Origin of the sequence: Ruegeria sp. HKCCD6157 (genome assembly GCF_013110685.1) — a bacterium.
Taxonomy (GTDB): domain Bacteria; phylum Pseudomonadota; class Alphaproteobacteria; order Rhodobacterales; family Rhodobacteraceae; genus Ruegeria.
In genome coordinates this window covers 110651-133320 of sequence record NZ_WVRB01000002.1, presented here as the reverse complement: position 1 = coordinate 133320, position 22670 = coordinate 110651, and the positions used below count along the sequence as shown (strand labels likewise).

Annotated in this window: 14 protein-coding genes; 6 read left to right on the top strand and 8 right to left on the bottom strand. The window is 61.6% G+C overall.

All coding sequences use genetic code 11. The features are described 5' to 3' along the window. Positions 1–9: 9 nt before the first annotated feature. Both GS612_RS10725 and GS612_RS10720 read right to left on the bottom strand, forming a co-directional pair. Complete coding sequence (locus GS612_RS10725; protein WP_171617178.1) at positions 10–240, bottom strand: DUF2798 domain-containing protein; 231 nt, start codon at positions 238–240, stop codon at positions 10–12. 74 nt (positions 241–314) lie between these two features. Next, on the bottom strand, positions 315–1070 hold the full coding sequence (locus GS612_RS10720; RefSeq protein WP_171640221.1) for a hydroxypyruvate isomerase family protein: 756 nt from the start codon (positions 1068–1070) through the stop codon (positions 315–317). Between the two features lie 158 nt (positions 1071–1228). On the opposite strand from GS612_RS10720, the gene GS612_RS10715 reads away from it, so the two are divergent. Continuing rightward, positions 1229–2197: a DMT family transporter gene (locus GS612_RS10715; protein ID WP_171640219.1), complete on the top strand. Its 969-nt coding sequence runs from the start codon at positions 1229–1231 to the stop codon at positions 2195–2197. On the opposite strand, the gene GS612_RS10710 is transcribed toward GS612_RS10715, so the two are convergent. Further along, entirely contained in the window at positions 2180–2755 is a 576-nt protein-coding gene (locus tag GS612_RS10710) for a DUF1285 domain-containing protein (RefSeq protein WP_171640217.1), read from the bottom strand. The two genes, GS612_RS10715 and GS612_RS10710, sit on opposite strands and share 18 nt — an antisense overlap. 64 nt (positions 2756–2819) lie before the next feature. Here GS612_RS10710 and GS612_RS10705 point away from each other — a divergent pair, with 64 nt between their 5' ends. From GS612_RS10705 to GS612_RS10690, 4 genes are read left to right on the top strand one after another with little or no spacing between them, the layout of a single operon-like run. After that, positions 2820–3827, top strand: coding sequence for a MoxR family ATPase (locus GS612_RS10705; protein ID WP_171640215.1), 1008 nt, complete (start codon positions 2820–2822; stop codon positions 3825–3827). Continuing rightward, entirely contained in the window at positions 3824–4699 is an 876-nt protein-coding gene (locus GS612_RS10700; RefSeq protein WP_171640213.1) for a DUF58 domain-containing protein, read from the top strand. The genes GS612_RS10705 and GS612_RS10700 overlap by 4 nt, the downstream gene beginning before the upstream one ends. Further along, positions 4696–7458 (top strand): DUF4159 domain-containing protein, encoded by a 2763-nt coding sequence (locus GS612_RS10695; RefSeq protein ID WP_171640211.1) that lies wholly within the window; start codon positions 4696–4698, stop codon positions 7456–7458. The genes GS612_RS10700 and GS612_RS10695 overlap by 4 nt, the downstream gene beginning before the upstream one ends. Next, positions 7455–9497, top strand: a complete 2043-nt coding sequence (locus GS612_RS10690) for a hypothetical protein (protein ID WP_171640209.1) — start codon at positions 7455–7457, stop codon at positions 9495–9497. Before GS612_RS10695 ends, GS612_RS10690 begins: the two co-directional genes overlap by 4 nt. Here GS612_RS10690 and pbpC read toward each other — a convergent pair. Next, positions 9494–11530, bottom strand: coding sequence for a penicillin-binding protein 1C (gene pbpC / locus GS612_RS10685; RefSeq protein ID WP_171640207.1), 2037 nt, complete (start codon positions 11528–11530; stop codon positions 9494–9496). The genes GS612_RS10690 and pbpC overlap by 4 nt on opposite strands. A gap of 36 nt (positions 11531–11566) precedes the next feature. After that, on the bottom strand, positions 11567–16993 hold the full coding sequence (locus GS612_RS10680) for an alpha-2-macroglobulin family protein (protein ID WP_171640205.1): 5427 nt from the start codon (positions 16991–16993) through the stop codon (positions 11567–11569). 116 nt (positions 16994–17109) lie between these two features. Here GS612_RS10680 and GS612_RS10675 point away from each other — a divergent pair, with 116 nt between their 5' ends. After that, entirely contained in the window at positions 17110–19368 is a 2259-nt protein-coding gene (locus tag GS612_RS10675) for a response regulator (protein WP_171640203.1), read from the top strand. Between the two features lie 90 nt (positions 19369–19458). On the opposite strand, the gene yaaA is transcribed toward GS612_RS10675, so the two are convergent. The 3 genes from yaaA to GS612_RS10660 form a co-directional block, all read right to left on the bottom strand. Further along, entirely contained in the window at positions 19459–20229 is a 771-nt protein-coding gene (gene yaaA, locus GS612_RS10670) for a peroxide stress protein YaaA (RefSeq protein ID WP_171229978.1), read from the bottom strand. 33 nt (positions 20230–20262) lie between these two features. Beyond that, positions 20263–22302, bottom strand: a complete 2040-nt coding sequence (gene recQ, locus GS612_RS10665; protein WP_171640201.1) for a DNA helicase RecQ — start codon at positions 22300–22302, stop codon at positions 20263–20265. 76 nt (positions 22303–22378) lie between these two features. Further along, entirely contained in the window at positions 22379–22666 is a 288-nt protein-coding gene (locus GS612_RS10660; RefSeq protein ID WP_005980077.1) for a YggT family protein, read from the bottom strand. Positions 22667–22670: the final 4 nt, after the last annotated feature.

Genomic DNA, 22670 nt, shown 5'->3' with positions numbered 1-22670 from the left:
CCTTCCGGGTCAGCCCTGTGGCCTGACCCACCCTTCGACCAAACGTTTCACCGAAGGTCCTAGGACCAGGATCACCGTGAACGCGATGGGCCAGCAAAAGGCCCAGGACGCCATCCAGTCGCCCAGCGTTTCAGGATGGAACCCCACTGCCTTGACCGTAGCGATCCCGGTGACAATGCACGACATCAGCCCTGACATGATCAGACCAAAGATGGCATTGGCAAAGCGGGCAGGAATCATATCGGGCATCCTCGAAAGCGATTTGCCCGTTTTGTGCGCCTTTCGGGCAGCGAATTCCAGCCCGATGAACGGCGTCAACGTCGCATCCAAGCCAGTGTCGCATCCGTTCGAGCCGTCGAAGGCGCGTATTCGGCGCTGACCCAACCGCTGTAACCAGCATCATCCATTGCCGCGAAAAGCTGCGTGAAATCCGTGGGCCCGCGCCCCGGTTCAGAACGTTCGGGGGCGGCCCCAATCTGGGCGTGGACAACACTGGGGTGAAAACGCTCCCAGACGGCCAGCGCGTCGCCGTGGATCATATGTGCGTGAAAACTGTCATATTGCAGACCGACATTCGGGCGATCCACGCGGCCCAGTACCTCGGTCGCCAGATTATAGTCGTTCAGGAAATAGCCGGGTTGGGACATCGGATTGAGGGGTTCGATCGTAAATGTCTGCTGCGGTGCGAAATCGGCGGCCCACTGCAAGTTTTGCACGAAGCAGTCCAACGCATCCGTCCCGGCTGCGTATCCGGACATGATATGAATGAAGCCCGGCCGCAGCACCTGAGCGTAGCGCAGAACGCGGCGGATATCAGACTGAAACCGGGACGCACCGCCGGGGATGGCGGCATAACCCGGTGCGCCACCGGTATAATTCGGCGGGGGCGCGTTGATCAGAACCAGTTCGAGCCCGTTGGCCAGCAAGGCACGCCGGGTTTCTTTTGCAGCAAGTTCGTACGGAAACAGGATCTCGACCGCCTGGAACCCGGCATCTGCCGCTGCCTGAAACCGATCCAGATACGGAAGTTCGGCAAAGAGCAATGAGATATTCGCGGCGAATTTTGGCATAGGCGGCCCATGGATTTCTGGTGGCCCGACCTTATCCGCGCGTTGATTTCTGTGAAAGTGACAGAAAACGACAGTTTGTCGAAATTCGACCAGATCGACCCGATGAAATCGGAAACGCTTCCTGCATTGCGGCGAATCAATTTTCTGACGCCGTGCCAATGGAAGGTTTGAAAACGATGGCGATGAGCCCAGACCCCGTCCGCGGGAACAGCCTTTCTGCGCCGGCGGGACAGCATTCTGCCTTGTCGGGCAACGGGTTGGCCGTGGCATCGATGCTGACATGGGCGGCCGGGTTTCCGGCGGCCGAAGTGCTGTTGCAAACATGGCCGCCCGTCGCCCTGTTGGCCGCGCGACTGGCGCTGGCCGTGTTGGTGATGGTGCCGGTCTGGGTGATTCTGGACGGGCCGCGCCGGGTTGTTTCAGCCCGCTGGGGTCATGCAATGACCGTCGGCGGCCTTGGAATCGGGTTAGGAATGTTCCTGTTGATCTTGGCGCAAAAGCTAACCGACCCGGTAACGGTGGCAATCATCGTCTCTTGCGCACCTTTGGTGGCCACATTGCTTGAATTGGCTGCTGGCACACGCCGGCTTAAGTGGAATTTTGCGCTGGGCGTAGCTGTATCGATTGTCGGCGGGTTGATCGCCACCAGCGCCTTGGCCCCGGCCCAGTTGGGTCTGGGCGCGGCCTGTGCGGTTGGATCAACGGTGCTATTTTGCTGGGCCAGCATGGCAACCGCCCGGGATTTCGCCGAACTGAGCCAGACTGGACGCACGACGATCACCTTTGTCGGAGGGCTGGCCATGGCATCGCTGCTGGTTTTCGGATCGGCGCAGTTTGGTCTGGACGTGATGCCTGCAACTGCGTTCGACATGCAGCAGGCAGGCATGCTGATGATCTATGCGCTTATCTCCATGGGTCTCAGCCAGGTATTTTTCATCACCTCCGTCGGCAAGCTGGGCGTTGCGCTGGCCTCTTTCCACATCAATGTTGCCCCGTTCTACGTGATGCTGATCATGCTGATGCTGGGGGACGAATGGAACTGGACCCGGGCATTGGGTGCGGGCATTGTTGCAATGGCTGTCGTGCTGGCACAGGATCGCGCGCCACGGTCAGCTCAGGTCGGCTGAAGGGATCAGGCCAAAGAACTGCCCGCCTGACCAAACACCGAACCAGCCGTCATGGTGCGTTCCGATCTCGACGAGGCGGTAAAAGCTTTTGCGATCTATGCGGGCTTCGAGGTTGTCGCGGATCAATATGTAGGGTGAGGGTTCGTCTGTCTCCGGGTCGATTACAATTCGGATCGGATGATCAACTCCGGCCACGGCCCTGTCGCCAACATGGGTTGTGAAGGTCAAGGACTGGTCCTTTCCATCCCCGTCCCGGTCGAAATCCACAGCGACAAACGGCGCGTCTTCGACAGTGATTCCCACCTTCTCGACCGGGGTGACGAGGAAGTATTTGCCGCCTTCCTTCTTAAGAATTGAGGAAAAAAGCTTCACAAGCTCGAAACGGTTGATGGGTGAGCCTAAATAACTCCATGTGCCATCTTTTGCGATCTTGATGTCCAGATCGCCGCAAAACGGAGGATTCCAGAGGTGAACGGGCGGTAAACCGTTGGTTTTGGCCGCCTTGACCGATACCGCCAGACCATCTGGCGACGGTTTCACAGGTTTTTGTCCGCTCATTGCTTTTGCCATTTCCTCTCAGCGCGATACACTTCAATCATAATAGTCCACGGAAGGGAAAGTCATGACCGAACCTGCCGACCTCGTAGCCGAGATCGAAGCGCTGGAAAACAAGCTGCAAGAGGCCAAGGCCTCGATCACCCGCCGCTTCATCGGGCAGGAGAGGGTCGTGGACCTGACGCTGACCGCACTTTTGTGCGGCGGCCATGCCCTGTTGATCGGTCTGCCGGGTTTGGGCAAGACACGCCTGGTCGAGACTTTGTCGACGGTGATGGGCCTGCATGGCAGCCGCATTCAGTTCACGCCCGATCTGATGCCCGCCGATATTCTTGGGTCCGAGGTTCTGGACACTGCCGACGATGGCAGCCGCCATTTCCGGTTCATTCCCGGCCCGATCTTCTGTCAACTGTTGATGGCGGATGAAATCAACCGGGCAAGCCCGCGGACACAATCGGCGCTGTTGCAGGCGATGCAGGAACGCACCGTTACCGTGGCAGGTGAAGATCGTTCATTGGGTACGCCGTTCCACGTGCTGGCAACGCAAAACCCGATCGAGCAGGAAGGCACTTATCCGCTGCCCGAAGCCCAGCTTGACCGGTTCCTGGTGCAGATTGACGTCGAATATCCCGACCGTCAGACCGAGCGGGATATTCTGCTGGCCACGACCGGGGTTGAAGAGGAAGAGGCGCATCAGATTTTCAGCAAGGAAGAGTTGCTGGCTGCGCAGGTCTTGTTGCGCCGGATGCCGGTCGGAGAATCCGTCGTTGAACTGATTCTTGATCTCGTGCGGGCCTTCCGCCCCGAAGAACCCGGTGTGTCCGAACGGGTTGCCGAAACCGTGGCCTGGGGTCCGGGCCCCCGTGCCGCGCAGGCGCTGATGATGACGGTGCGGGCGCGTGCCATGTTGCAGGGACGCCTGGCACCAAATGCCGAGGATGCTCTGGAAATGGCGCGCCCGGTGCTCAGCCACCGGATGGCACTGAACTTTGCGGCAAGGGCGCGTGGTGACAGCCTTGCAGAGCTGATTGACTCGACCGCTGTCGGGCTGATCCGGACCGAGGCCGCGGCGTGAATGCCGAGCTGACCCTTCGCGAAAGATCTGAAGCCGAGGCATCGCGGCTGCCGCCCCTTTTGGCGAGGGCCGAGCACTTGGCCGGAACCGTTCTGCTGGGCGACCACGGTCGACGGCGGTCCGGGATGGGGGATGATTTCTGGCAATACCGCCCGGCGCAGGTCGGCGACAGCCGCCGCATGATCGATCACCGCCGCTCGGCGCGGGGGGATCAGCAGTTCGTACGTGAACGGGAATGGCAGATCGCGCAATCCGTGATGTTATGGGTCGATCAGGGGGCTTCGATGCGGTTTGCGTCCGACAAGACCCTGCCGACCAAAGCGGATCGCGCGCGGCTGTTGGGGCTGGCGACATCCATCCTTCTGGTGCGCGGCGGTGAACGCGCAGGTCTGACCGGCACCACCTTGCCGCCCCGGCGCGGCAATGCGCAGATCATCCGGCTGGCGCAGGCCTGGTCCGAGGATAATCAAGCGGATTACGCCCCGCCCGAACACCGCGCCATGATCCCTCATGCCCGCGCCGTGTTCATCTCGGATTTTCTGGGCCCCATGGATGAGGTTGAACTTGCCCTGACTAAAGCCGCCGACCGTGGCGTGCGCGGCGTGGTTCTGCAAGTGCTGGATCCGGGTGAGGAGTCGTTTCCCTATCGCGGGCGCACCATTTTCGAAAGCGTCGGAGGGTCTGTCCGACACGAAACGCTCAAGGCTGCCGAGCTGCGGGACCGTTATCTGGAACGCCTGGCGCACCGCAAGGACGCGCTGAGGCAACTGTGCCGAGCGACGGGCTGGCAACTGGGCCTGCACCACTCGGGCGACAGCGCGCAAGCGGCTCTGTTATGGCTTTATCGGGCCTTGGATGGGGGCACGCGATGACGGTTCTGGCGGGCATCGGCTTTACCGCGCCATGGGTGTTGCTGGGTCTTCTGACCCTGCCGATCCTGTGGCTGATCCTGCGCGCGGTTCCGCCCGCACCGATCCGCCGCTTGTTCCCGGCGGTCACGCTGCTGTTGGGCCTGAAGGATGACGAAAGCGTATCTGACCGCACCCCATGGTGGCTGCTGCTGCTGCGGATGCTGGCGGCGGCTGCGATCATCATCGGGCTGGCAGGGCCGGTTCTGAACCCGTCACGGGATGAAACCGGAACCGGGCCGCTGCTGCTGGTGCTGGATGCCAGTTGGGCCGGGGCCGCGCGCTGGCCGGCGACACTTGACCAAATCGACACGCAATTGTCGGAGGCCGGGCGCGCGGGCCGAACCGTTGCGATTTTGCGCCTGACAGAGCCGGAAACACCGGTGTTTCAGGCTGCGGAAGCGTGGCGCGGGCGTTTGCCTGGGCTGACCCCGAACCCCTGGCAGCCGAATGCGGATCAGGTTGCTCAAACCATTGCCGCGTTGAACGCCGTTGACGGCGGGTTTGATACCCATTGGTTCAGTGACAGGCTGGACTATGCAGACCACGCTGAACTGGTGTCCATCCTTCAGGCGCGCGGAGATGTGACGGTCTATCAGGCGGCCTCCCGGCCCGTTGCGATCCGGCCTGCGGCCTATCAGGACGGGCTGATCCAATTGACCGTTCAGCGCGCGGGCCCCGGACCGGAAGACCGCGTGACGGTACTGGCGCAAGGCCGTGATCCGGCGGGTACGGCCCGGGTGCTGCATTCCGTTGAGCTGACCCTTGAAGCCGGCGAAACCACGGCGCAGGCCGATCTGGCGCTGCCGTCGGAATTGCGCGCCCGTATCACGCGGTTTGAAATACAGGGCCAAAGGTCCGCCGGAGCCGTGACTTTGACCGATGACAGTCTGCGCCGGCGCGAGGTTGCGCTGATTGCCGGAACCCGCAACCGTGAAGGGCTGGAGCTGTTGTCACCCCTGCATTACCTGACGCAGGTCCTGGTCCCGACCGCGGATTTTGTCGATGGCGGCCTGCTTGAGGTTCTGCCCGCCAACCCGGATGTGATCGTCCTGTCGGACGTGGCGCAGATGTCGGAGCCGGAAGAGGCCGCTTTGATCGAATGGGTCGAACAGGGCGGGCTTCTGCTGCGTTTTGCCGGTCCGCGCATGGCGGCCAGCGATCTGGGCAGGGACACCGAAGACACCCTGTTGCCGGCGCGGCTGCGCAGCGGTGGACGATCCGTCGGCGGTGCGATGAGCTGGGGCGAAGCCAAGACGCTGGCTCCATTCCCCGAAAGCTCTCCGTTTTTCGGCCTGGATATCCCAAAGGACGTGGTTGTTTCGACCCAAGTCATGGCGCAACCAGACCCTAACTTGGCGGATCGCGTGATTGCTTCGCTGTCCGACGGGACTCCGTTGGTGACACGCAAGGCTTTGGGGCTTGGGCAGGTGGTGCTGTTTCACGTCACTGCGGATGCCGAATGGTCCAGCCTGCCGTTGTCGGGCCTGTTCGTCGAGATGCTGGATCGTTTGGCCGTGGCTTCGGCAGCCAAGTCGCGGCAAGAATCGCAACTGCAAGGCACCACGTGGGAGCCGGTTCAGATCATGGACGGGTTTGGCGCCCTGTCAGATGCCGGAACCCTGGCCGGTGTGGATGGCGTTCAGCTGATCTCGGGCCGGATCGGGCCAGATTTGCGTCCGGGTCTCTATGAAAGCGGCAAGCAGAAGCTGGCATTGAACGTGGTCTCGGAAGAAACCGAGCTGCGCCCGGTGACCTGGCCCGCCAATGTGCCGATCAAAGGGCAGGAGGTCAGCACGGAAACCCCGCTTGGTGGCCTGTTACTAAGCCTCGCACTGATCTTGCTGACGGTTGACGTGATTGCCTCGCTGGCCTTGTCGGGCAGGCTGGGTCTGGCGCGAACGGCGGCTGCCGCGCTGGCCGCTTTTCTGCTGGTGCCGGACGTACAGGCGCAGACGCCCGAAGATACCGAATTTGCCCTTGCCGCAACGCACGAGCTTGTGCTGGCGCATGTGCTGACCGGTGAGGCGCAGGTGGACGATATTGCCGAGGCCGGATTGCGCGGCTTGGCGCAAACCCTGTTCTTTCGCACCTCTGTCGAACCGGCGGACCCAATCGGCGTTGATCTGGAACGAGACGAGCTGGCATTCTTTCCGCTTCTCTACTGGCCCATTACGCCGAACCAGCCGCAACCTTCGGCCGAGGCGTATATCAAACTGAACGCCTATTTGCGTTCGGGTGGGATGATCCTGTTTGATACGCGCGATGCGGATATTGCCGGTTTCGGCGCATCCAGTCCGAATGGCCGCAAGTTGCAGCAACTGGCCGGACCGTTGAATATCCCTGCATTAGAGCCGATTCCCCGCGATCACGTCCTGACCAGAACATTCTATTTGCTCCAGGATTTCCCGGGCCGCTATTCCGGCGCAGAAGTCTGGGTCGAAGCTGCACCCGGGGATGCAGAACAGATCGAAGGGATGCCTTTCCGAAACCTCAATGACAACGTGACACCGGTGGTTATCGGCGGCAATGACTGGGCCGGGGCCTGGGCCGTGGATCGCAACGGCCAGGCCCTTTTGCCTGTCGGTCGTGGGTATGCCGGGGAACGGCAACGCGAACTGGCCAATCGTTTTGGCGTCAATCTGGTGATGCACGTGCTGACCGGGAATTACAAATCCGATCAGGTCCACGTGCCCGCTCTTTTGGACAGGTTGGGACAATGACCGGAACCGTCATATTCGACCCTCTGATCCCGTGGCCGCTTTTGGCTGCTGTGGGGGCGATTGCCGCTGTCGGAGTAGCTCTGGCCTTGTGGCGCGGCTTGTCGGGCTGGGCCCTGCGGGGATTGGCGGCCCTGGTTGTCATCGCGGCACTGTCCGGTCCGGTCTATCAAGTCGAGGACCGCGCGCCGCTGACGGATATCGTTTTGATGATCGAGGATGAAAGCGCCAGCCAGTCACTTTCGGACCGGGGCGAACAAACGGCGCAGGCCGCCGAAGACCTGGCCGCCGAGATCGAGGCGCGGGACAATACGGAACTGCGCCGCATTCGGGTCGGCGACGGTGACGGGGATGAGGGCACGCAGGTCATGGCCGCCCTGAATGAGGCCCTGGCCGAGGAACCGCGTGCGCGCATCGCAGGCATTCTGGTGGTATCGGACGGGATCGTGCACGATGCCGATCAGGCCCCGGAATTGCCGGCGCCGATGCATCTGCTGCAAACCGGGCGTGCGGACGACTGGGATCGCAGGCTTATCGTCCGAAATGCGCCTGCTTTTGCCATCATCGGTGAATCGGTGACTTTGACCCTGCGGGTTGAGGACAGCGGAGCAGCCCCCGCGGGTGCCGCGACAGCGCCGTTGGAGATTTCCGTGGATGGTGGTGAGCCTCAGCAACTGAGTATTCCAATCGGTCGGGATGTCGAACTGCCTGTCACCCTGCCTCATGGCGGGCGCAACGTGATCCAGTTTTCCGTGCCCCTGGCCGAAGGCGAGTTGACCGACCGCAACAACACCGCGCTGATCCAGATGAACGGCGTTCGGGATCGCCTGCGCGTTCTGCTGGTCTCGGGTGAACCTCATCCGGGCGGGCGCACATGGCGCAACCTGCTGAAATCCGACAGCTCGGTCGATCTGGTGCATTTCACCATCCTGCGCCCGCCCGAGAAGCAAGACGGCGTGCCGGTGGACGAATTGTCTTTGATCGCCTTCCCGACCCGCGAGTTGTTTCTGGAAAAGATCAACGATTTCGATCTGATCATATTCGACCGCTACAAGCGGCGCGGCATCCTGCCTGCGATCTATCTGGACAACGTCACCAGTTATATCAATGACGGCGGCGCGGTTCTGATTGCGGCCGGTCCCGATTTCGCCGGAGCTGACAGCATTTTCCGGTCGCCGCTGGCGCCGATCCTGCCGGCGCAACCTTCCGCGCGTGTCTTCGAGGAACGCTTTGTTCCGAAGGTCAGCGAGTTGGGTCAGCGCCATCCGGTGACAACAAATCTTGGCGATTCCGAGGATTGGGGGGCCTGGTTGCGCCAGATCGATGTGAACCATCGCTCGGGCGAGGTTCTGATGACGGGCATTGACGAACGCCCCCTGCTGGTTCTGGACCGGGTGGGCGAAGGGCGTGTTGCGATGCTGGCATCGGACCATGCCTGGCTGTGGAGCCGTGGCTTTGAAGGTGGTGGCCCGCAACTGGAGCTTTTGCGCCGGCTGGCCCATTGGATGATGAAGGAACCCGAACTCGAGGAAGAGGCGCTGTGGGCCGAAGCCAACGGCCAATCCATGCGCATCATTCGACAGACGCTTGGGGATGATGTGGGCCCGGTGACTGTGACGCGCCCGAACGGCGAAACGCTGGAAATCACTTTGCAAGAGGTCTCTCCGGGGCGGTTCGAAGCGCAATACTATGGGCCCGAGATTGGTCTTTACCGTTTGCAGGAAGGTGACCACATGGCCGTGATCGGGCTTGGTCCCGCCGCGCCGAAGGAGTTTGAACGCACTATCGCAACGGGGGATGTTCTTGAACCGGTTCTGGCCGGCATGCGGGGCGGCGTGATCCGGGTGGAAGATGGATTACCGTCGATCCGCAACGTGCGCGCCGGGCGTCCGGCGGCTGGTCGGGGCTGGATCGGTCTGACCCCGCGCGATGCCTACGAGACACGGGATGTTACCCAGGCGGGTCTGCTGCCACCTTGGCTGGTTTTGCTGTTGGCAGGAGGTTTCCTGTTGGGCGGTTGGCTGCGCGAGGGGCGGCGCTAATCGATCCTGATTGACGCCCTGTCGGATTGACCTTGCGCATCCACCACGACAAGTGAGGTGAAGCCGGTCCCCGGATTGGGGATTTCGAACTCTCGTCGCCGCTGCCCGGTCAGCACCGGCACGCCATCTGCCAGTACGGAAAACGGCCCGACGCCGCCACGCAGTTTGACCGTCAGAGGTGCTCCTGACGTCTCTAACACGGCGTTATCGGGCGGGAACAGCAGGTCCGGCGCCGAGGGATCATCCTTGAAAGCGGTCGTGCGGGGGCGAAATCGCTGCAACGGCTGAGGCAATTGGGCCGCGCCGACAAGCAGGGTCGAAGGCGGCGGCGGGCGCAGGGGCGTGAGGTCGGGTTTCAACAGGTTGAAAGCCTCGGCCAACAGAGGTGCGGCAAGGTCGCCCCCGAATGCACCGGGAACAGGCGTTCCATCGGCGCGACCCAGCCAGACCCCTATGACGTGCTGCCCGTCAAAGCCGATGGCCCAGGCATCGCGGTGGCCATAGGACGTGCCGGTCTTGTAGGCCAGCGACCCTGTTGCACCGCCTGCCGGTGGCGCAAGCCCGGCCAGAATGTCCGAAACCTGCCACGCCGAAGTTTCCGACAGAACGCGCCGGGTGCGCTGGGCGTCTGCCAGAACGTCATGATGCAGGATCGGGCCTGTGCCGCCAGCTGCCAGAGTGGCGTAAAGCTGCACCAGATCGTGCAGGCTCAACCCCACGCCACCTAAAGAAATCGCCAATCCGGGTGTTGCGCCATTCAGACGTGGCTCTGACCCGGCCAACCGCAAAGCCGTCATCAACCGAGTGGGCCCCAGCTCATTCGTCAGGCGCACGACGGGGATGTTCAGCGACAGCTGTAGGGCGTCCCGCACCCGGACATCGCCACGGAAGGCGCCGTCGAAATTGCGCGGTGCGTATCGGCCAAACATCACGGGGCTGTCGCTGATCAGGGTCTCGGGATGGGCCAGCCCCTGATCGAAGGCCAGCCCGTAGACCAGAGGTTTCAGGGTCGATCCGGGCGACCGTACGGCCCGGGTCATATCCACGAACCCCTGACGGGCATCTTGGTACCCGGCAGATCCGACCGATGCCAGAACCTCGCCGCTGTGATGGTCGGCCACGATCAGAGCCCCGGAAACGCGTGGTCCGACGCGGGTGGCGGCCTGGGCCACCAAGATTTCCAGCCGGGCCTGCAATCCGGCATCCAGGGTCAGATCGAAGGTCTGGATTGCGGGTGCTTGCCGCCTTGCGCGGTCAGTCAGATGGGGTGCAAAGCGCGGAAACGGATTCATCCGATCCGGAAGGGGTTCGGTCATGGCCGCACGCGCTTGGGCATCGGTCAGGACGGTGTGGCGCACCAGCCTGTTCAGAACCCGGTCGCGGGCCTGTCGGGCAGCCTCTGGCTTGCGATCCGGGCGCCGGGCCTCGGGGGATTGCGGCAATGCAACCAACAGGGCGCTTTGTGAGGGGGTCAACCGCGTGGCGTCCTTTCCAAACCACGCGCGGGCGCCGGCACGGAGCCCTTCCAGATTGCCACCATAGGGGGCATGGGTCAGATAAAGGGTCAGGATTTGCTGTTTGCTCAGACGCCGCTCCAACGCCAATGCGACTCGGATCTGGCGAAATTTCCCGCTCCAGCGCCCGGTTGGGCCATCTTCGATCAACCGCGCCACCTGCATGGTCAGAGTGGACCCGCCCGACACGTTGCGCCCGTTCCACAGGCTTTGCCCCGCAGCCCGCAGCATCGCGATGAGGTCCACCCCGGCGTGGGTCCAGAACCGTTTGTCCTCGTACCGGATCAGCATAGCGATGAAATCCGGGTCAACTGCGCCGGGCCGCAGCCTCCAGATGCCATCCTCGACTGGAAACGCACGCAGAAGGTCGCCATTCCGGTCCCGCATCTCGACCGAAGTTTCAGCCAGAACGGAAGGCAGGGTTGTGGCATCGACCCAGCGGTCAACTCCATCCCGTGCCAGCGCCGTCAGATAGAGTGCTCCGGCCAGCGCAAACAAGAGCCGAGACCGCTTAGGCATGACGACCACCCAAACAAGGGTATGGCGCAAGGCCGGTCACTGGATCGCGACCCGTCCGGTAGATGTCCGCGCCCGGTTCTGCGGGCGGTACATGTCCTCGACCGAGGCCGCCGGATGATGGAACACGCCAGGTGTCACGGCGCGCGCCACGTAGGCCAGCGTCACGGTTTCACGACCGGACAAATCAACGGCGGCCAGGAACCGGTCCGAGCGGAACTCGGTATGGGTGGCGTCGGACAGGTCCAGCCAGTCCAGCGATCGGACATCGCCCGAGCGCAGCAGGCTTGGGTTGTCAATCTCGATCCCGGCGGCCAGTGGATCGTTCACCATCAGCCGCGCGCCGCCGTTTTCGAACGGTGTAACTTGCAGTACGGTGACGAACCGATCACCCACGGCAAAGCTGTCTGAATCGATCAGATCGCCATCCATCGAGTAATACCGCCGTTCGATTGCATAGCCGGTGCCGCCTGCCTCGGGCGGAACCTCCGGGATGCCTGTGACCGTCAAGGTGATATCCGTCGCCTGATCGTCGGCGGCCGTGATGTTGATCTCGTCCGCCTGTCCGGATTGCAGAACTTTCACGAACGGACCGGAAACCGGCGCCCCGTTGACCATCAAGCCCGACCCCGTTGGGTCAGACACAAGCGCGTGCGCCGCCAGCAATGACCACGTGGCCTCCTGCGTGGACAGCGGCGTGCGGCCCGTGCTCACCCGTTGGATCAAAGCATCGCGGTCGATCGCCTCGCTGCCCGCGTCCACGGCAAGGCTCAACAAGCCCGCTGCATCCCGCAGGTGGGTGCCGTAGTCAGCGCGCCAGACGTTCTGTTGCTGGTTCTGTTGCCGATCCAGCATCCGCGCGGCACGGTTGAACATCGCATCCGCGCGGGTCTGGTCGCCGTAAGAGGCCAGAGCTGCGCCCAGTTGCGCCGCCGCCAGAGGGGTGTCGAAGGCATCCCCTTTGACATCCGCGTAATAACGCAGATCGCCCATCGAGGCCGCGCCTTCCCGCGCAAGAACCATCAGGGCATAGGCGATGTCCTGACCGCCTTCGTCGAAATCAGGCGCGTAATTGACCCTGTTCCGAAGATTGTCCATCGCCTGAGCAAACGCCCGGTCCGGCACGGGATGCCCCTGAATGCGGGCACGGGACAGGAAATCGGTCGCATAGGCGTCCAGCCAGAAATCCCCGCTGACTGCGCGCCACAGGCCAAAGGCGCCGTTTGCGGCCTGACGGGTCAGGATGCTGCGGATCGAATCGGCGATGCGTTGATCCACACCCGGGCCATCCCCCAGCCCCGTGGCTTGCGCAACGGATGACAGGTACAGCAACGGCAGCGCTTTGCTGGTGATCTGTTCGGTGCAGCCATAGGGGTAATGGTTCAGCTGATCCAGCAGACCGGGCGTGTCGAATTTGGCCAACGCTCCGGCGGACAGGATGGCCTTGGCCGAACCCGGCTGGAACCCGTCAAACACATCCTGCGAAAACAGGAAGCTATCGCCTGCGCCCAATGCAAAACGCCGCGTCTGTGCAATCACCGGGTCATTGGCCTGCACCGGCATGCGCAGGGTTTGCGACAGGTCGCGCCCATCAGGTGTGGTGATCGATACGCTGATTTCAGGATCGCCGATGGCGCTGGCCGTGATCGGGATGTCGAAAACCGCCTTGCCACCGTCCTCCAGCACAAAGCTGGCCGGTGCCGCGCCCAGTTCCAAACCATCGGAGGCGGTCAGGCCAAGTGCCATTTCTCCGGATGTGCCATCCGCATGGACGATCTCAAGACGCATCCGGCTTTGATCGCCCGGGGCAAGAAAGCGCGGAAGGCTGGCGGTGACGACCACCGGGTCGCGGACGATCATATCAGCTTCGGCCTGACCGACGGCTTTGCGCGACCACGCGACGGCCATCAGCCGGACGGTTCCGTTGAAGGCAGGAAGGGGAATGTCGACCTCAACCTCTCCATCTGCGCCGATCTCGACCGGGCCACTGAACACGGCCATCAGGTCTTGTGTCGGTGGCGGAGACTGGCGACGCATCCCGCTGTCATTGTCGCCGCCCGAGCGCACTGTGCCCATGGCTCCGTTCATGCCGTCGATCAGTCGCCCGTAGACATCCCGCAGATCAACACCCAGACGGCGCTGCCCGAAATAGTATCCTTGCGGGTCCGGGCTTTTGAACCCGGTGAGGTTCAGAATGCCCAGGTCGACGGCGGCCAGCGTCAGCCAGACCGGGTCACCGTCCAAGATTTTTTCGACCCTGATACGTGCTTTTTGCGTCTGACGCGGTGCGGAGACCTCGGGCACATCGACAGTTACGGACAGTCTGCGGTCCCCTGGATCGATGCTGGCATGAGCCACGCCCATCGCCCGCGCCGGGTTCCGACCAGCTACAACATCCATTGGGCGGATCACGGTTGCGGTGACATAAGCCCCGGCGCCCCAATCCTGGGTCACCTCAATCGGGATCAGGGTTTCCCCTTTGGGCACCTCCACGATCTGGCGATGGATCAGACGATTCGAAAGGACTTCGATCTGAGCGACACCGGCCATGCGGGGCACGATCCGCAACTGCGCCGTATCCCCGATGCGATAACTGTCGCGATCCAACGACATTTCAAGCCGGTCCGGCGTGGTCGATGCATCGGCGGCCTGATACCAGCCCGCATAGAAATCGACGGCGGTTTCGGTATATGTTCCGTCAACTCGCTGCACCACCAGTTCATAGCGCCCCCATTCCACCGGTTGGGTCAGTGTCAGAGGGTCAGAGGAGACGTCCACTTCGCCGGTGGCGACACGGCTGCGGCGCGTTGTCGGTTCCCAGTTCCAGTCGCCGTGAAGCTGGTACCACTGATAGCGCGTTTCTATCTTGTTCAGCGTCCAGCGGAGACGCATCGGAATGGGCGTCAGCTCAGGAGACAGGCCAACGATCTCGAACGCAGCCTCGGTGCCTTCCGGGATGACTTCGTCGAACAGGGGTTTGACACCAATAACAGGCTGCGGCGGCAGGACGGGCGCGGTCAGGCGACGCTCGACCGGGCGGCCCGAGCCATCGGCCAGCCGGGTGATGATTTCGGCCTCGATTGGCTTTCCTTCAGTCTCTAACACAGGAATTTTGACCGCCACGGTCGCGTGCCCCGTCGCGTCTGTGCGCGTGTCTCCGAAATATGTGCTCCTGATCGAGGTTTCTGCATCATAGCGACCAAAGCGATATCCGTCGTAGCCCGGGACTGTGTCCGCCGGGCGTGCGATGACCTGCCCGTCGATGCTCAGGTCCGACCCCGGCGCTCCAAACAGATAGCGCGCGTCGATCGAGAGCGGTGGGCTGTCGCCGGGGCGCAAGGGTGCGTCGGGCAGGGTCAGTTCGAAATCGATCCGTTCGGGCAGGAAATCCTCGACAAGAACAGTCTGACGCGCCAGCGCATCGCCTTTTGGATCGGATTTGATTTCAATTTTCCATGCGCCGCGCGGTACGTCTGCGGCCACGGGCAGGGCAAAGACATGGCCCCCGGCAACACCGCCATCCGAGACAGACCGGCGGTATTCCACCCCGTCCGGGCGATACAGGATCGCCGTCAGAGGCAGGCCCTCGATGGCCTGCGCCTTGCCATCGCGGGACAGGGCGGTGACATGGATCACTTCGCCGGCCCTATAGGCACCTCGGTCGGTGGTCAGAAAGACATCGACCGGCCCCGCCGGTGCGCGCCCTTCAACGCCGCGATCCGACAGGTCAAAGGCAGGATCGATCAGCGAGAGAAAGCTGAAATCCCTATCATCGATTGCCGCCGTCACCAGAGCAGGCGCGCTGGCCCCTTTGCCGCGTGTCAGGCCCGGATCGAACCTTGCATAGCCGGTTTCATCGGTCTGTGCCGATGCGATGACAGCATTCGCCCCTGAGACCAGCGAAACTTCGACACCCTCGCGCGGTGCCGCATCGCTTAGCCCGCGCACGGTCACGTGCAGCCCGTCAGTGCCCAAGGCGGTGCTGATCCCCAGATCAGAAAGCACAAACCATTGCGTTGCGCCGGGATCGTCATAGGGATCGGCCTCCGGAACCCGGGCGGTCAATGCATAGATACCCGCAGGTTGATCCGAGATCGCTTCGGCCATGGGAAGACGTGCCGTCATGGTTTGGTTCAACTGGTTTGAAACCTCGGCAGTACCCGTCCAGATGTCTTGGGCAATCTGGTCCGAGAATTCTTCCTCCTGCCATTCGCTGAGCGGGCGGCCGAAAAAGTCCTGTTGCACGGCCCGCAACAGGTTCCGGTCGCTGACCCGCCGCAGGGTCAGGTCAAGTTCGGTGACATTGACCGTTTCGACGGGCAAGGCTGCGTCGGCAGATTTCGGAAGGACATAGCTGCGTCCGGGAAACCGAACCGAAGGCGTCCGGTCGCGTACATAATGGGTCAGTTCGATGCTGCGATTCAGTGCTTCGCCCGAGGCGGCAGGCAAGCCTTCGCGCAGCGTCAGGCGATAACGCTGGCCATGCGCGACCCCATCGATGCAAAGCTGGCTGTCTTCGGCCTGCACGACCAGCCCGTCGGCGTCACGTTGAACGAAGGGATCATAGTCAACCCCGGCCTTGACCAGTGATTCCGAGAATTCGATACAGATCCTGGGGGCTGCCGCATCGCTTTCGACCGAGCTGTCGACCACGCGGAAACCGTATTTGCCGATCGCTTTGTCCAATGCGGTCAGCACGTCTTCGCGCGGCTGCACCTGCTCGGCCAACCGAAGAACGGGAATCATGTCGCGCCCGCGCTCAACCTCTTCCAGGGCGTCCGCAAGGGTCACCAGGGCAGCGATCTGGGTGCCGGGGGTTTCGGCGCGCAGATAGCCATTGATCGACGCATTCAGCGCGCGGTTGCGCAGGTCGCGCCGCTCGTTCCAACCCGAAGGGTTCATGGCCAGCAGCAGGCGCGCATATTCCACCCAAACATCCGCGCTGTCGCTGAGCGATACGGCGACACCGGTCCACTGCATCGCTTGTGCGACACTGCCCGCGTCGCGCGCCGCATCCAGTACGGCCCGCAGATCATACCCCCCTGCCGGGTGCAGGAATCCCAAATCACGGGCTTGTTTTCTTGCGTGCCCCAGATCGTCAGAACTCAGGACGCTCAGCGCTTGTGCGCGCGTTTTTTCCAAGGTTAGGGTCTGTTCGCTGCTTGGCACCTTTTGCGCGGACAATGCGCCTTGATACGCCTCTTGTCGGTTCACGCCACTTTTGGGAAAGCAGGCATCGGATCGAGTGTTGTAGGTGAACGCCGTACATTGCGCGTTGGCCGAGCAGGCCTGAATACAGGACTTCAGATCGGTGTCAAACAACGGATCCAGATCCGACCCGTAAAAATCCGTGTCCCGAGAGGTGACATAGCGGAACTCGGGCACCGCACTCTGCGCCAGAACGGCAGTGGGAAGGATCAGAAGGCAAATTGTGTAAGTTATTGAAATAAAAACAAAGCGGTGCATCGTGCTCTCCTCTTTGCGCTCAACCTTGCATGGCGCGCGCCTGTAGCGCAACGGCTTAAGTAGTTTTTCATTCTCTGTCGCGATGCTGAGATCCGAACGTCCCGGAATCGATCAAAATGAGTCTTGCAAACAAACTGGCACAGGAACGGCGTGCGCGTCTGGCAGCCGAACGAATGCTTGCCTTGAAACAGGCCGAACTTTCGGCCGCCAATCGCAAACTGGGCCAACACGCCATGGCGTTGACCAGGCGCATTGGTGAAACTCAGGCCGAAGTTGAAACTGTTCGCGGCGAAAACGAAAAGGTCAAATCCGATCTCACCGTCGCTCATGCCAAGATCGAGATTGCCGAACGCCGCCTCTGGCATTCGATCCAGACCATTCAAGACGGGTTTGCATTCTTTGACGGCGACAGCAGGCTCATCAGCGCAAACGCTGCATATCTCAGCGTGTTTGAAGGGCTGGATGAGGTGGTGCCAGGGATTTCCTACCAGCGCATTCTGCAATTGCTGACCACCGAAGGAATTGTCGATACCGGTGACGAAACTGCCGAGGAATGGCAGGCCAGAATGCAGGCACGCTGGAATCGGGCCAATCCACCTCCGATCGTCATGCAACTGTGGAACGGTCACTACATCCGCCTGATCGATCAGCGTGGCAGCGGCGGTGACGTGGTCAGCCTGGCGCTCAACATCACCGCGTCGGTCCGGCACGAAACAGAACTGAAGGCTGCCCGCGAACGGGCGGAAGCAGCCAACAGGGCCAAATCAGCCTTTCTCGCCAATATGAGCCATGAAATCCGCACGCCGATGAATGGTATCGTGGGTATGGCCGAACTGCTTGATGAATCTCCGCTGGACGAAGAACAGCGGCTCTATGTCAACACGATCCGCAATTCGGGTGAGGCATTGTTGGTCATCATCAACGACGTGCTTGATTACTCCAAGATCGAGGCGGACAAACTGGTTCTGCACCCTGAACCCTTCGATCTGGAGCGCTGCATTCTTGAAATCGCGATGCTGTTGCAGCCAAGCGTGCGTGACAAGGGGCTCACGTTGCTTGTGGATTACGACCTGTTCCTGCCCACCCTTTTCGTGGGCGATCCGGGCCGAATACGGCAGGTTCTGACCAATCTGGTCGGCAACGCAGTCAAATTCACCACGGAAGGGCATGTCCTGGTCCGTGTGACAGGCGTTCCGCATGCCCAGGCTCAGACATGCGACATCCATGTTGCCATCGAAGATACCGGCATCGGTATCGATGCGGACAAGATCAACCACGTTTTTGGTGAGTTCAATCAGGTCGAAGACGAACGCAATCGCCAATTTGAAGGTACCGGATTGGGTCTTGCCATCAGCAGGCGCCTGATCACCATGATGGGCGGTTCGGTCTGGGTCGAAAGCGAACCGGGTCAGGGGTCCTGTTTCGGGTTCAGGGTGTCGCTGCCCACGGCAGAAGGCCCACAGCCCGAACCTCCGAAACTGGCGGATTGCGTGAAACACGTCATGGTGGTCGAGGATCTGGCCGTAAACCGTGCCATCTTGGCGAAACAACTTGGCCGTTTAGGAGCCGAAGTGACGGTTTGCGCATCAGCGGCCGAGGCGCTGGCAGAAATGCATGACGCGATTGAACTTGTCCTGTGCGATCATGATCTGCCGGATATGGATGGCTTGGATCTTGCCGTCACCCTCAAAGACCGTGGGTGGGGCGACGCTTCGGTCATCGTGATGTCTGCAAATCCATCTCTGATCCACACGCACCCAGCCCGCGAACTGATCGACGGTGTGTTGCAGAAGCCGATCCCCAGGGCCGAGTTGTATTCCAGGCTCGTGGCTCTCAAGGACACCCCGCCGCCAGAACGTCGTTCGACGCAGCGAAAACCCGTTGCTGACGGCCGAGAAACCAAGGTCTTGGAAACAAGGCGCATGAAGGTACTTGCGGCCGAGGACAATCTTACCAACCAGCTGATCCTGAAAAAGATGGTCAAAGACCTGCATATAGATCTGCGATTTGCGTCCAATGGAATAGAAGCCGTCGAGATCTTTCAGGAATTTGACCCGGACTTGATCTTCATGGATATATCGATGCCAAAAATGGACGGCAAACAGGCCACTGCTGAAATCCGCAGGCTTGAGGTCGAAACAGGGCGTCATGTCCCGATCGTCGCCTTGACGGCTCATGCAATGGCCGGTGACGATCAGGGCATCCTGTCCGCGGGGTTGGATCACTACATGACGAAACCGCTGCGCAAAAACCACATTCATCAAATGATCCTGCAACACCAACCAGATGGCGTAAGCGAAGTCATGGACAATCACCTCGCCCAGGAACACGCACCCATGTGTGACCGCAAACAGGATCCCACTTCATCTGGCTGAAAATATCCCGGGGAGCGCGAGGGGCTGGCCCCTCGCCCGGACCCTCGGCCCAAAACCGTGGAGGGAAGCATCGATCAGGCTGTCACGGTTTCAGGCCGAATAAGGTCGAACAAAGACAGGTTTGTCCTTTTCCGACAGGTCAGCACGATACGCGTAACCGCCCGTATCGAAATCCAGCAGGGCATCGGGGTCGGTCAGGCGGTGCTGAATGACATATCGCGCCATTGCGCCACGCGCCTTTTTGGCAAAGAAACTCACGATCTTCGGTGTGCCGTTCCTGTCTTCCATGAACACCGGCGAGATGACGCGCAATTTCAGCGCGTTCGGGTCCACGGCGCCGAAATACTCCTGACTGGCGCAGTTGATCAGAACGTCGCTGCCGATCATGTTGCCTTGTGCGTTCAGAGCTTTGCTCAGCTGGTCGCGCCAAAACTCGTAAAGGTTCTTGCCGCGCCGTGTTTTCAGCTTGCTGCCCATTTCCAGCCTGTAAGGCTGTATCGCATCCAGTGGCCGCAACACACCATAGAGACCGGAGAGGATGCGCAGATGATCCTGTGCCCATGCCAGTTCGTCAGGATCGAGCGAAGCTGCTTCCAGACCCTGATAGGTGTCCCCCGCAAAGGCCAGCGCGGCCGGGCGCGTTGCATCGGCGTCTGGCATGTCGGAAAAAGCACGATAGCGATCGCGGTTCAGGCGCGCCAGATCATCGCTCAGACCCATCAGCTTTTTCAGATCGCCAAGGGTCAGATTGCGCGCGGTTTTGGACAGTCTGATCGCATCATCCTGAAAATCGGGCTGTGTGACTTCAACATCCCGCTCTGTCCAGTCCAGCCGTTTGGCCGGGGAAATCACCACCAGCATACCTGCCCTCTTTCCTTACCTGTCCCGGTGTATCTAGCCCGCCTCACGCAGCACGTCCAGAAAGGCGGTGCCGAACCTTTCGTGACGCCGGTCTCCCAGCACCTGTTCAAGCCCGCGCAGGTCATCTGGGCGCATCTGTGCCACCTTTGCCAGTTGCGAGGCCGAGCAGGTCAGAGGCTTGTCTATCCCGTCGGGACCGCGGGACAATTGGGACTGTACTTCCAGCAAGCGGTCATAGATGTCGCCCTGATCGCGACCGGCCAGCTTGCGGCGCGCCGGGTGCAACGCCTGGGCCTCGCCCGCGATCACTTCAAGGAAGGTGTCGCCATACCGTTCCAGCTTCTTGGCGCCGACGCCGCCAATCCGGGCCATCTCGTCCAGCGTCATGGGGCGCTTTTCCGCCATTTCGATCAGGGTGCGATCCGGAAAAATGACATAGGCCGGGACCCGGGCGGATTCTGCCAAAGCGCGTCTTTTGGCCTTGAGAGCCGACAGCAAGGGCGCATCTTCATCGGACACCATGGCTTTCACGGCGGGGCGACGGGTTGCCTTGCGCAGGGCGTCCTTGCGCAGATTGATCTTTGCCTCGCCCTTGAGAATAGGTTTGGCGGCCTCGGTCATGCGCAAGGCCCCGTGGCGTTCGGGGTCGGGGCGCACCAGATCGTGCCCCATCATCTGGCGGAATATCGCCTGCCATTGCGCGCGCGACCAGTCCTTGCCGATGCCCCAGGTGGACAGGCCATCATGACGACGGGCGCGGATCTTGTCGGTCTCGTTCCCCAGAAGGATGTCGATCAGATGACCGCTGCCAAACCATTCCTCGGTGCGAAGAATCGCGGACAAGGCCATTCGGACAGGTGTTGTGCCATCAAATACTTCGGGCGGTGTATCGCACAGGTCGCATGTGCCGCAGGGTGCGGCCTGTTCCCCGAAATAGCCCAGCAGGGTCTGGCGGCGGCATTCCAGCGCCTCGGCCAACCCCAGCAGCGCGTTCAGCCGCGCATGATCCGCCATCCGGCGTTCGGGTGGCGCCAGCCCCTCGTCAATCTGGGACCGCCGCAAACGTATATCGTCGGGGCCGAACAGGGTCAGGGTCTCGGCCGGCCCGCCATCGCGGCCGGCGCGGCCGATCTCCTGGTAATAAGCCTCGATCGATTTCGGCAGGTCCGCATGGGCGACCCAGCGAATGTCGGGCTTGTCGATGCCCATGCCAAAAGCCACGGTGGCCACCACGATCAGCCCGTCCTCGCGCGCGAAACGGGTTTCGACGATGCGGCGGTCCTCGGCCTCCATCCCGCCGTGATAGTGGCAGGCGCAGTGGCCCTGTTCGCGCAGCGCCTGCGCCAGAACTTCGGTCTTGTTGCGGGTGCCGCAATAAATGATGCCCGACTGGCCTCGGCGGGCGTCCGCGAAATCCAGGATCTGCCTGCGCGGACTGTCCTTGGCGGCAAAGGCCAGGTGGATATTCGGCCGGTCGAAGCCCCGCAGAAACTTGCGCGGGGGTGTGCCGTCGAACAGTTTCTCGACGATTTCGTCCTGTGTTTCCGCATCCGCCGTGGCGGTGAAGGCGGCCAACGGCACGTTCAGCGCGCGCCGCAGCTCTCCGATCCGTAAATAATCAGGGCGGAAATCATGGCCCCACTGGCTAACGCAATGGGCCTCGTCCACCGCGATCAGGCTGACATTGATCCGCCGCAACACGCCCAGTGCCGACCCGGCGGCCAGCCGTTCGGGCGCCATGTAAAGCAGTTTCAGCCGCCCGGCTTCGAGCGCCGCCCACACGGCATCTGTTTCCTCGGGGGTGTTGCCCGAGGTCAGCGCGCCGGCTTCGACCCCGGCTTCTTGCAGCCCCCGCACCTGATCGCGCATCAGGGCGATCAGCGGCGAGATCACCACCGTCACCCCGTCGCGCAGCAGGGCAGGCAGTTGATAACACAGGGATTTTCCGCCGCCCGTGGGCATGATGGCCAGCACGTTCTGGCCGGCGGTTACGGCATCTACGATCTCTTCCTGCCCGGGGCGGAATTCATCGAATCCAAAGACATCTCGCAGCAGAGGCGCGGCGTCGAACATGTGCGGGGGTGCCCTGTTTCAAGATTTGACTGCTCTTGAAAGGACAATCACACAGTCGGAATCGGGGAACAAGAGGTCAGTAGAAATAGACCGCGTTGTTGATCAGGATGATCCGCAGCGCATAGACCCCGATCAGCACCACCAGCGGCGTCAGGTCCAGACCGCCCATATTGGGCAGGATACGCCGGATCGGGCCATAAATAGGCTCTAACAGGCGGTTCAGCCCGTACCAGATTTGCGCGACCAGCTGTTGGTGCAGGTTGAGCACCTGAAAGTTGATCAGCCAGCTCATGATCACATGGGCCAGGATGATGAACCAGACAATGTCCAGGATCAGCAGCAGGATTTGGATCAGCGACAGCATGGGT

Bases quoted from the DNA above. Each gene is read 5' to 3' on its own strand.
- GS612_RS10725 (WP_171617178.1), bottom strand. From the start codon at position 240: ATGATTCCTGCCCGCTTTGCCAATGCCATCTTTGGTCTGATCATGTCA.
- GS612_RS10720 (WP_171640221.1), bottom strand. From the start codon at position 1,070: ATGCCAAAATTCGCCGCGAATATCTCATTGCTCTTTGCCGAACTTCCG.
- GS612_RS10715 (WP_171640219.1), top strand. From the start codon at position 1,229: ATGGAAGGTTTGAAAACGATGGCGATGAGCCCAGACCCCGTCCGCGGG.
- GS612_RS10710 (WP_171640217.1), bottom strand. From the start codon at position 2,755: ATGAGCGGACAAAAACCTGTGAAACCGTCGCCAGATGGTCTGGCGGTA.
- GS612_RS10705 (WP_171640215.1), top strand. From the start codon at position 2,820: ATGACCGAACCTGCCGACCTCGTAGCCGAGATCGAAGCGCTGGAAAAC.
- GS612_RS10695 (WP_171640211.1), top strand. From the start codon at position 4,696: ATGACGGTTCTGGCGGGCATCGGCTTTACCGCGCCATGGGTGTTGCTG.
- GS612_RS10690 (WP_171640209.1), top strand. From the start codon at position 7,455: ATGACCGGAACCGTCATATTCGACCCTCTGATCCCGTGGCCGCTTTTG.
- pbpC (WP_171640207.1), bottom strand. From the start codon at position 11,530: ATGCCTAAGCGGTCTCGGCTCTTGTTTGCGCTGGCCGGAGCACTCTAT.
- GS612_RS10680 (WP_171640205.1), bottom strand. From the start codon at position 16,993: ATGCACCGCTTTGTTTTTATTTCAATAACTTACACAATTTGCCTTCTG.
- GS612_RS10675 (WP_171640203.1), top strand. From the start codon at position 17,110: ATGAGTCTTGCAAACAAACTGGCACAGGAACGGCGTGCGCGTCTGGCA.
- yaaA (WP_171229978.1), bottom strand. From the start codon at position 20,229: ATGCTGGTGGTGATTTCCCCGGCCAAACGGCTGGACTGGACAGAGCGG.
- recQ (WP_171640201.1), bottom strand. From the start codon at position 22,302: ATGTTCGACGCCGCGCCTCTGCTGCGAGATGTCTTTGGATTCGATGAA.
- GS612_RS10660 (WP_005980077.1), bottom strand. From the start codon at position 22,666: ATGCTGTCGCTGATCCAAATCCTGCTGCTGATCCTGGACATTGTCTGG.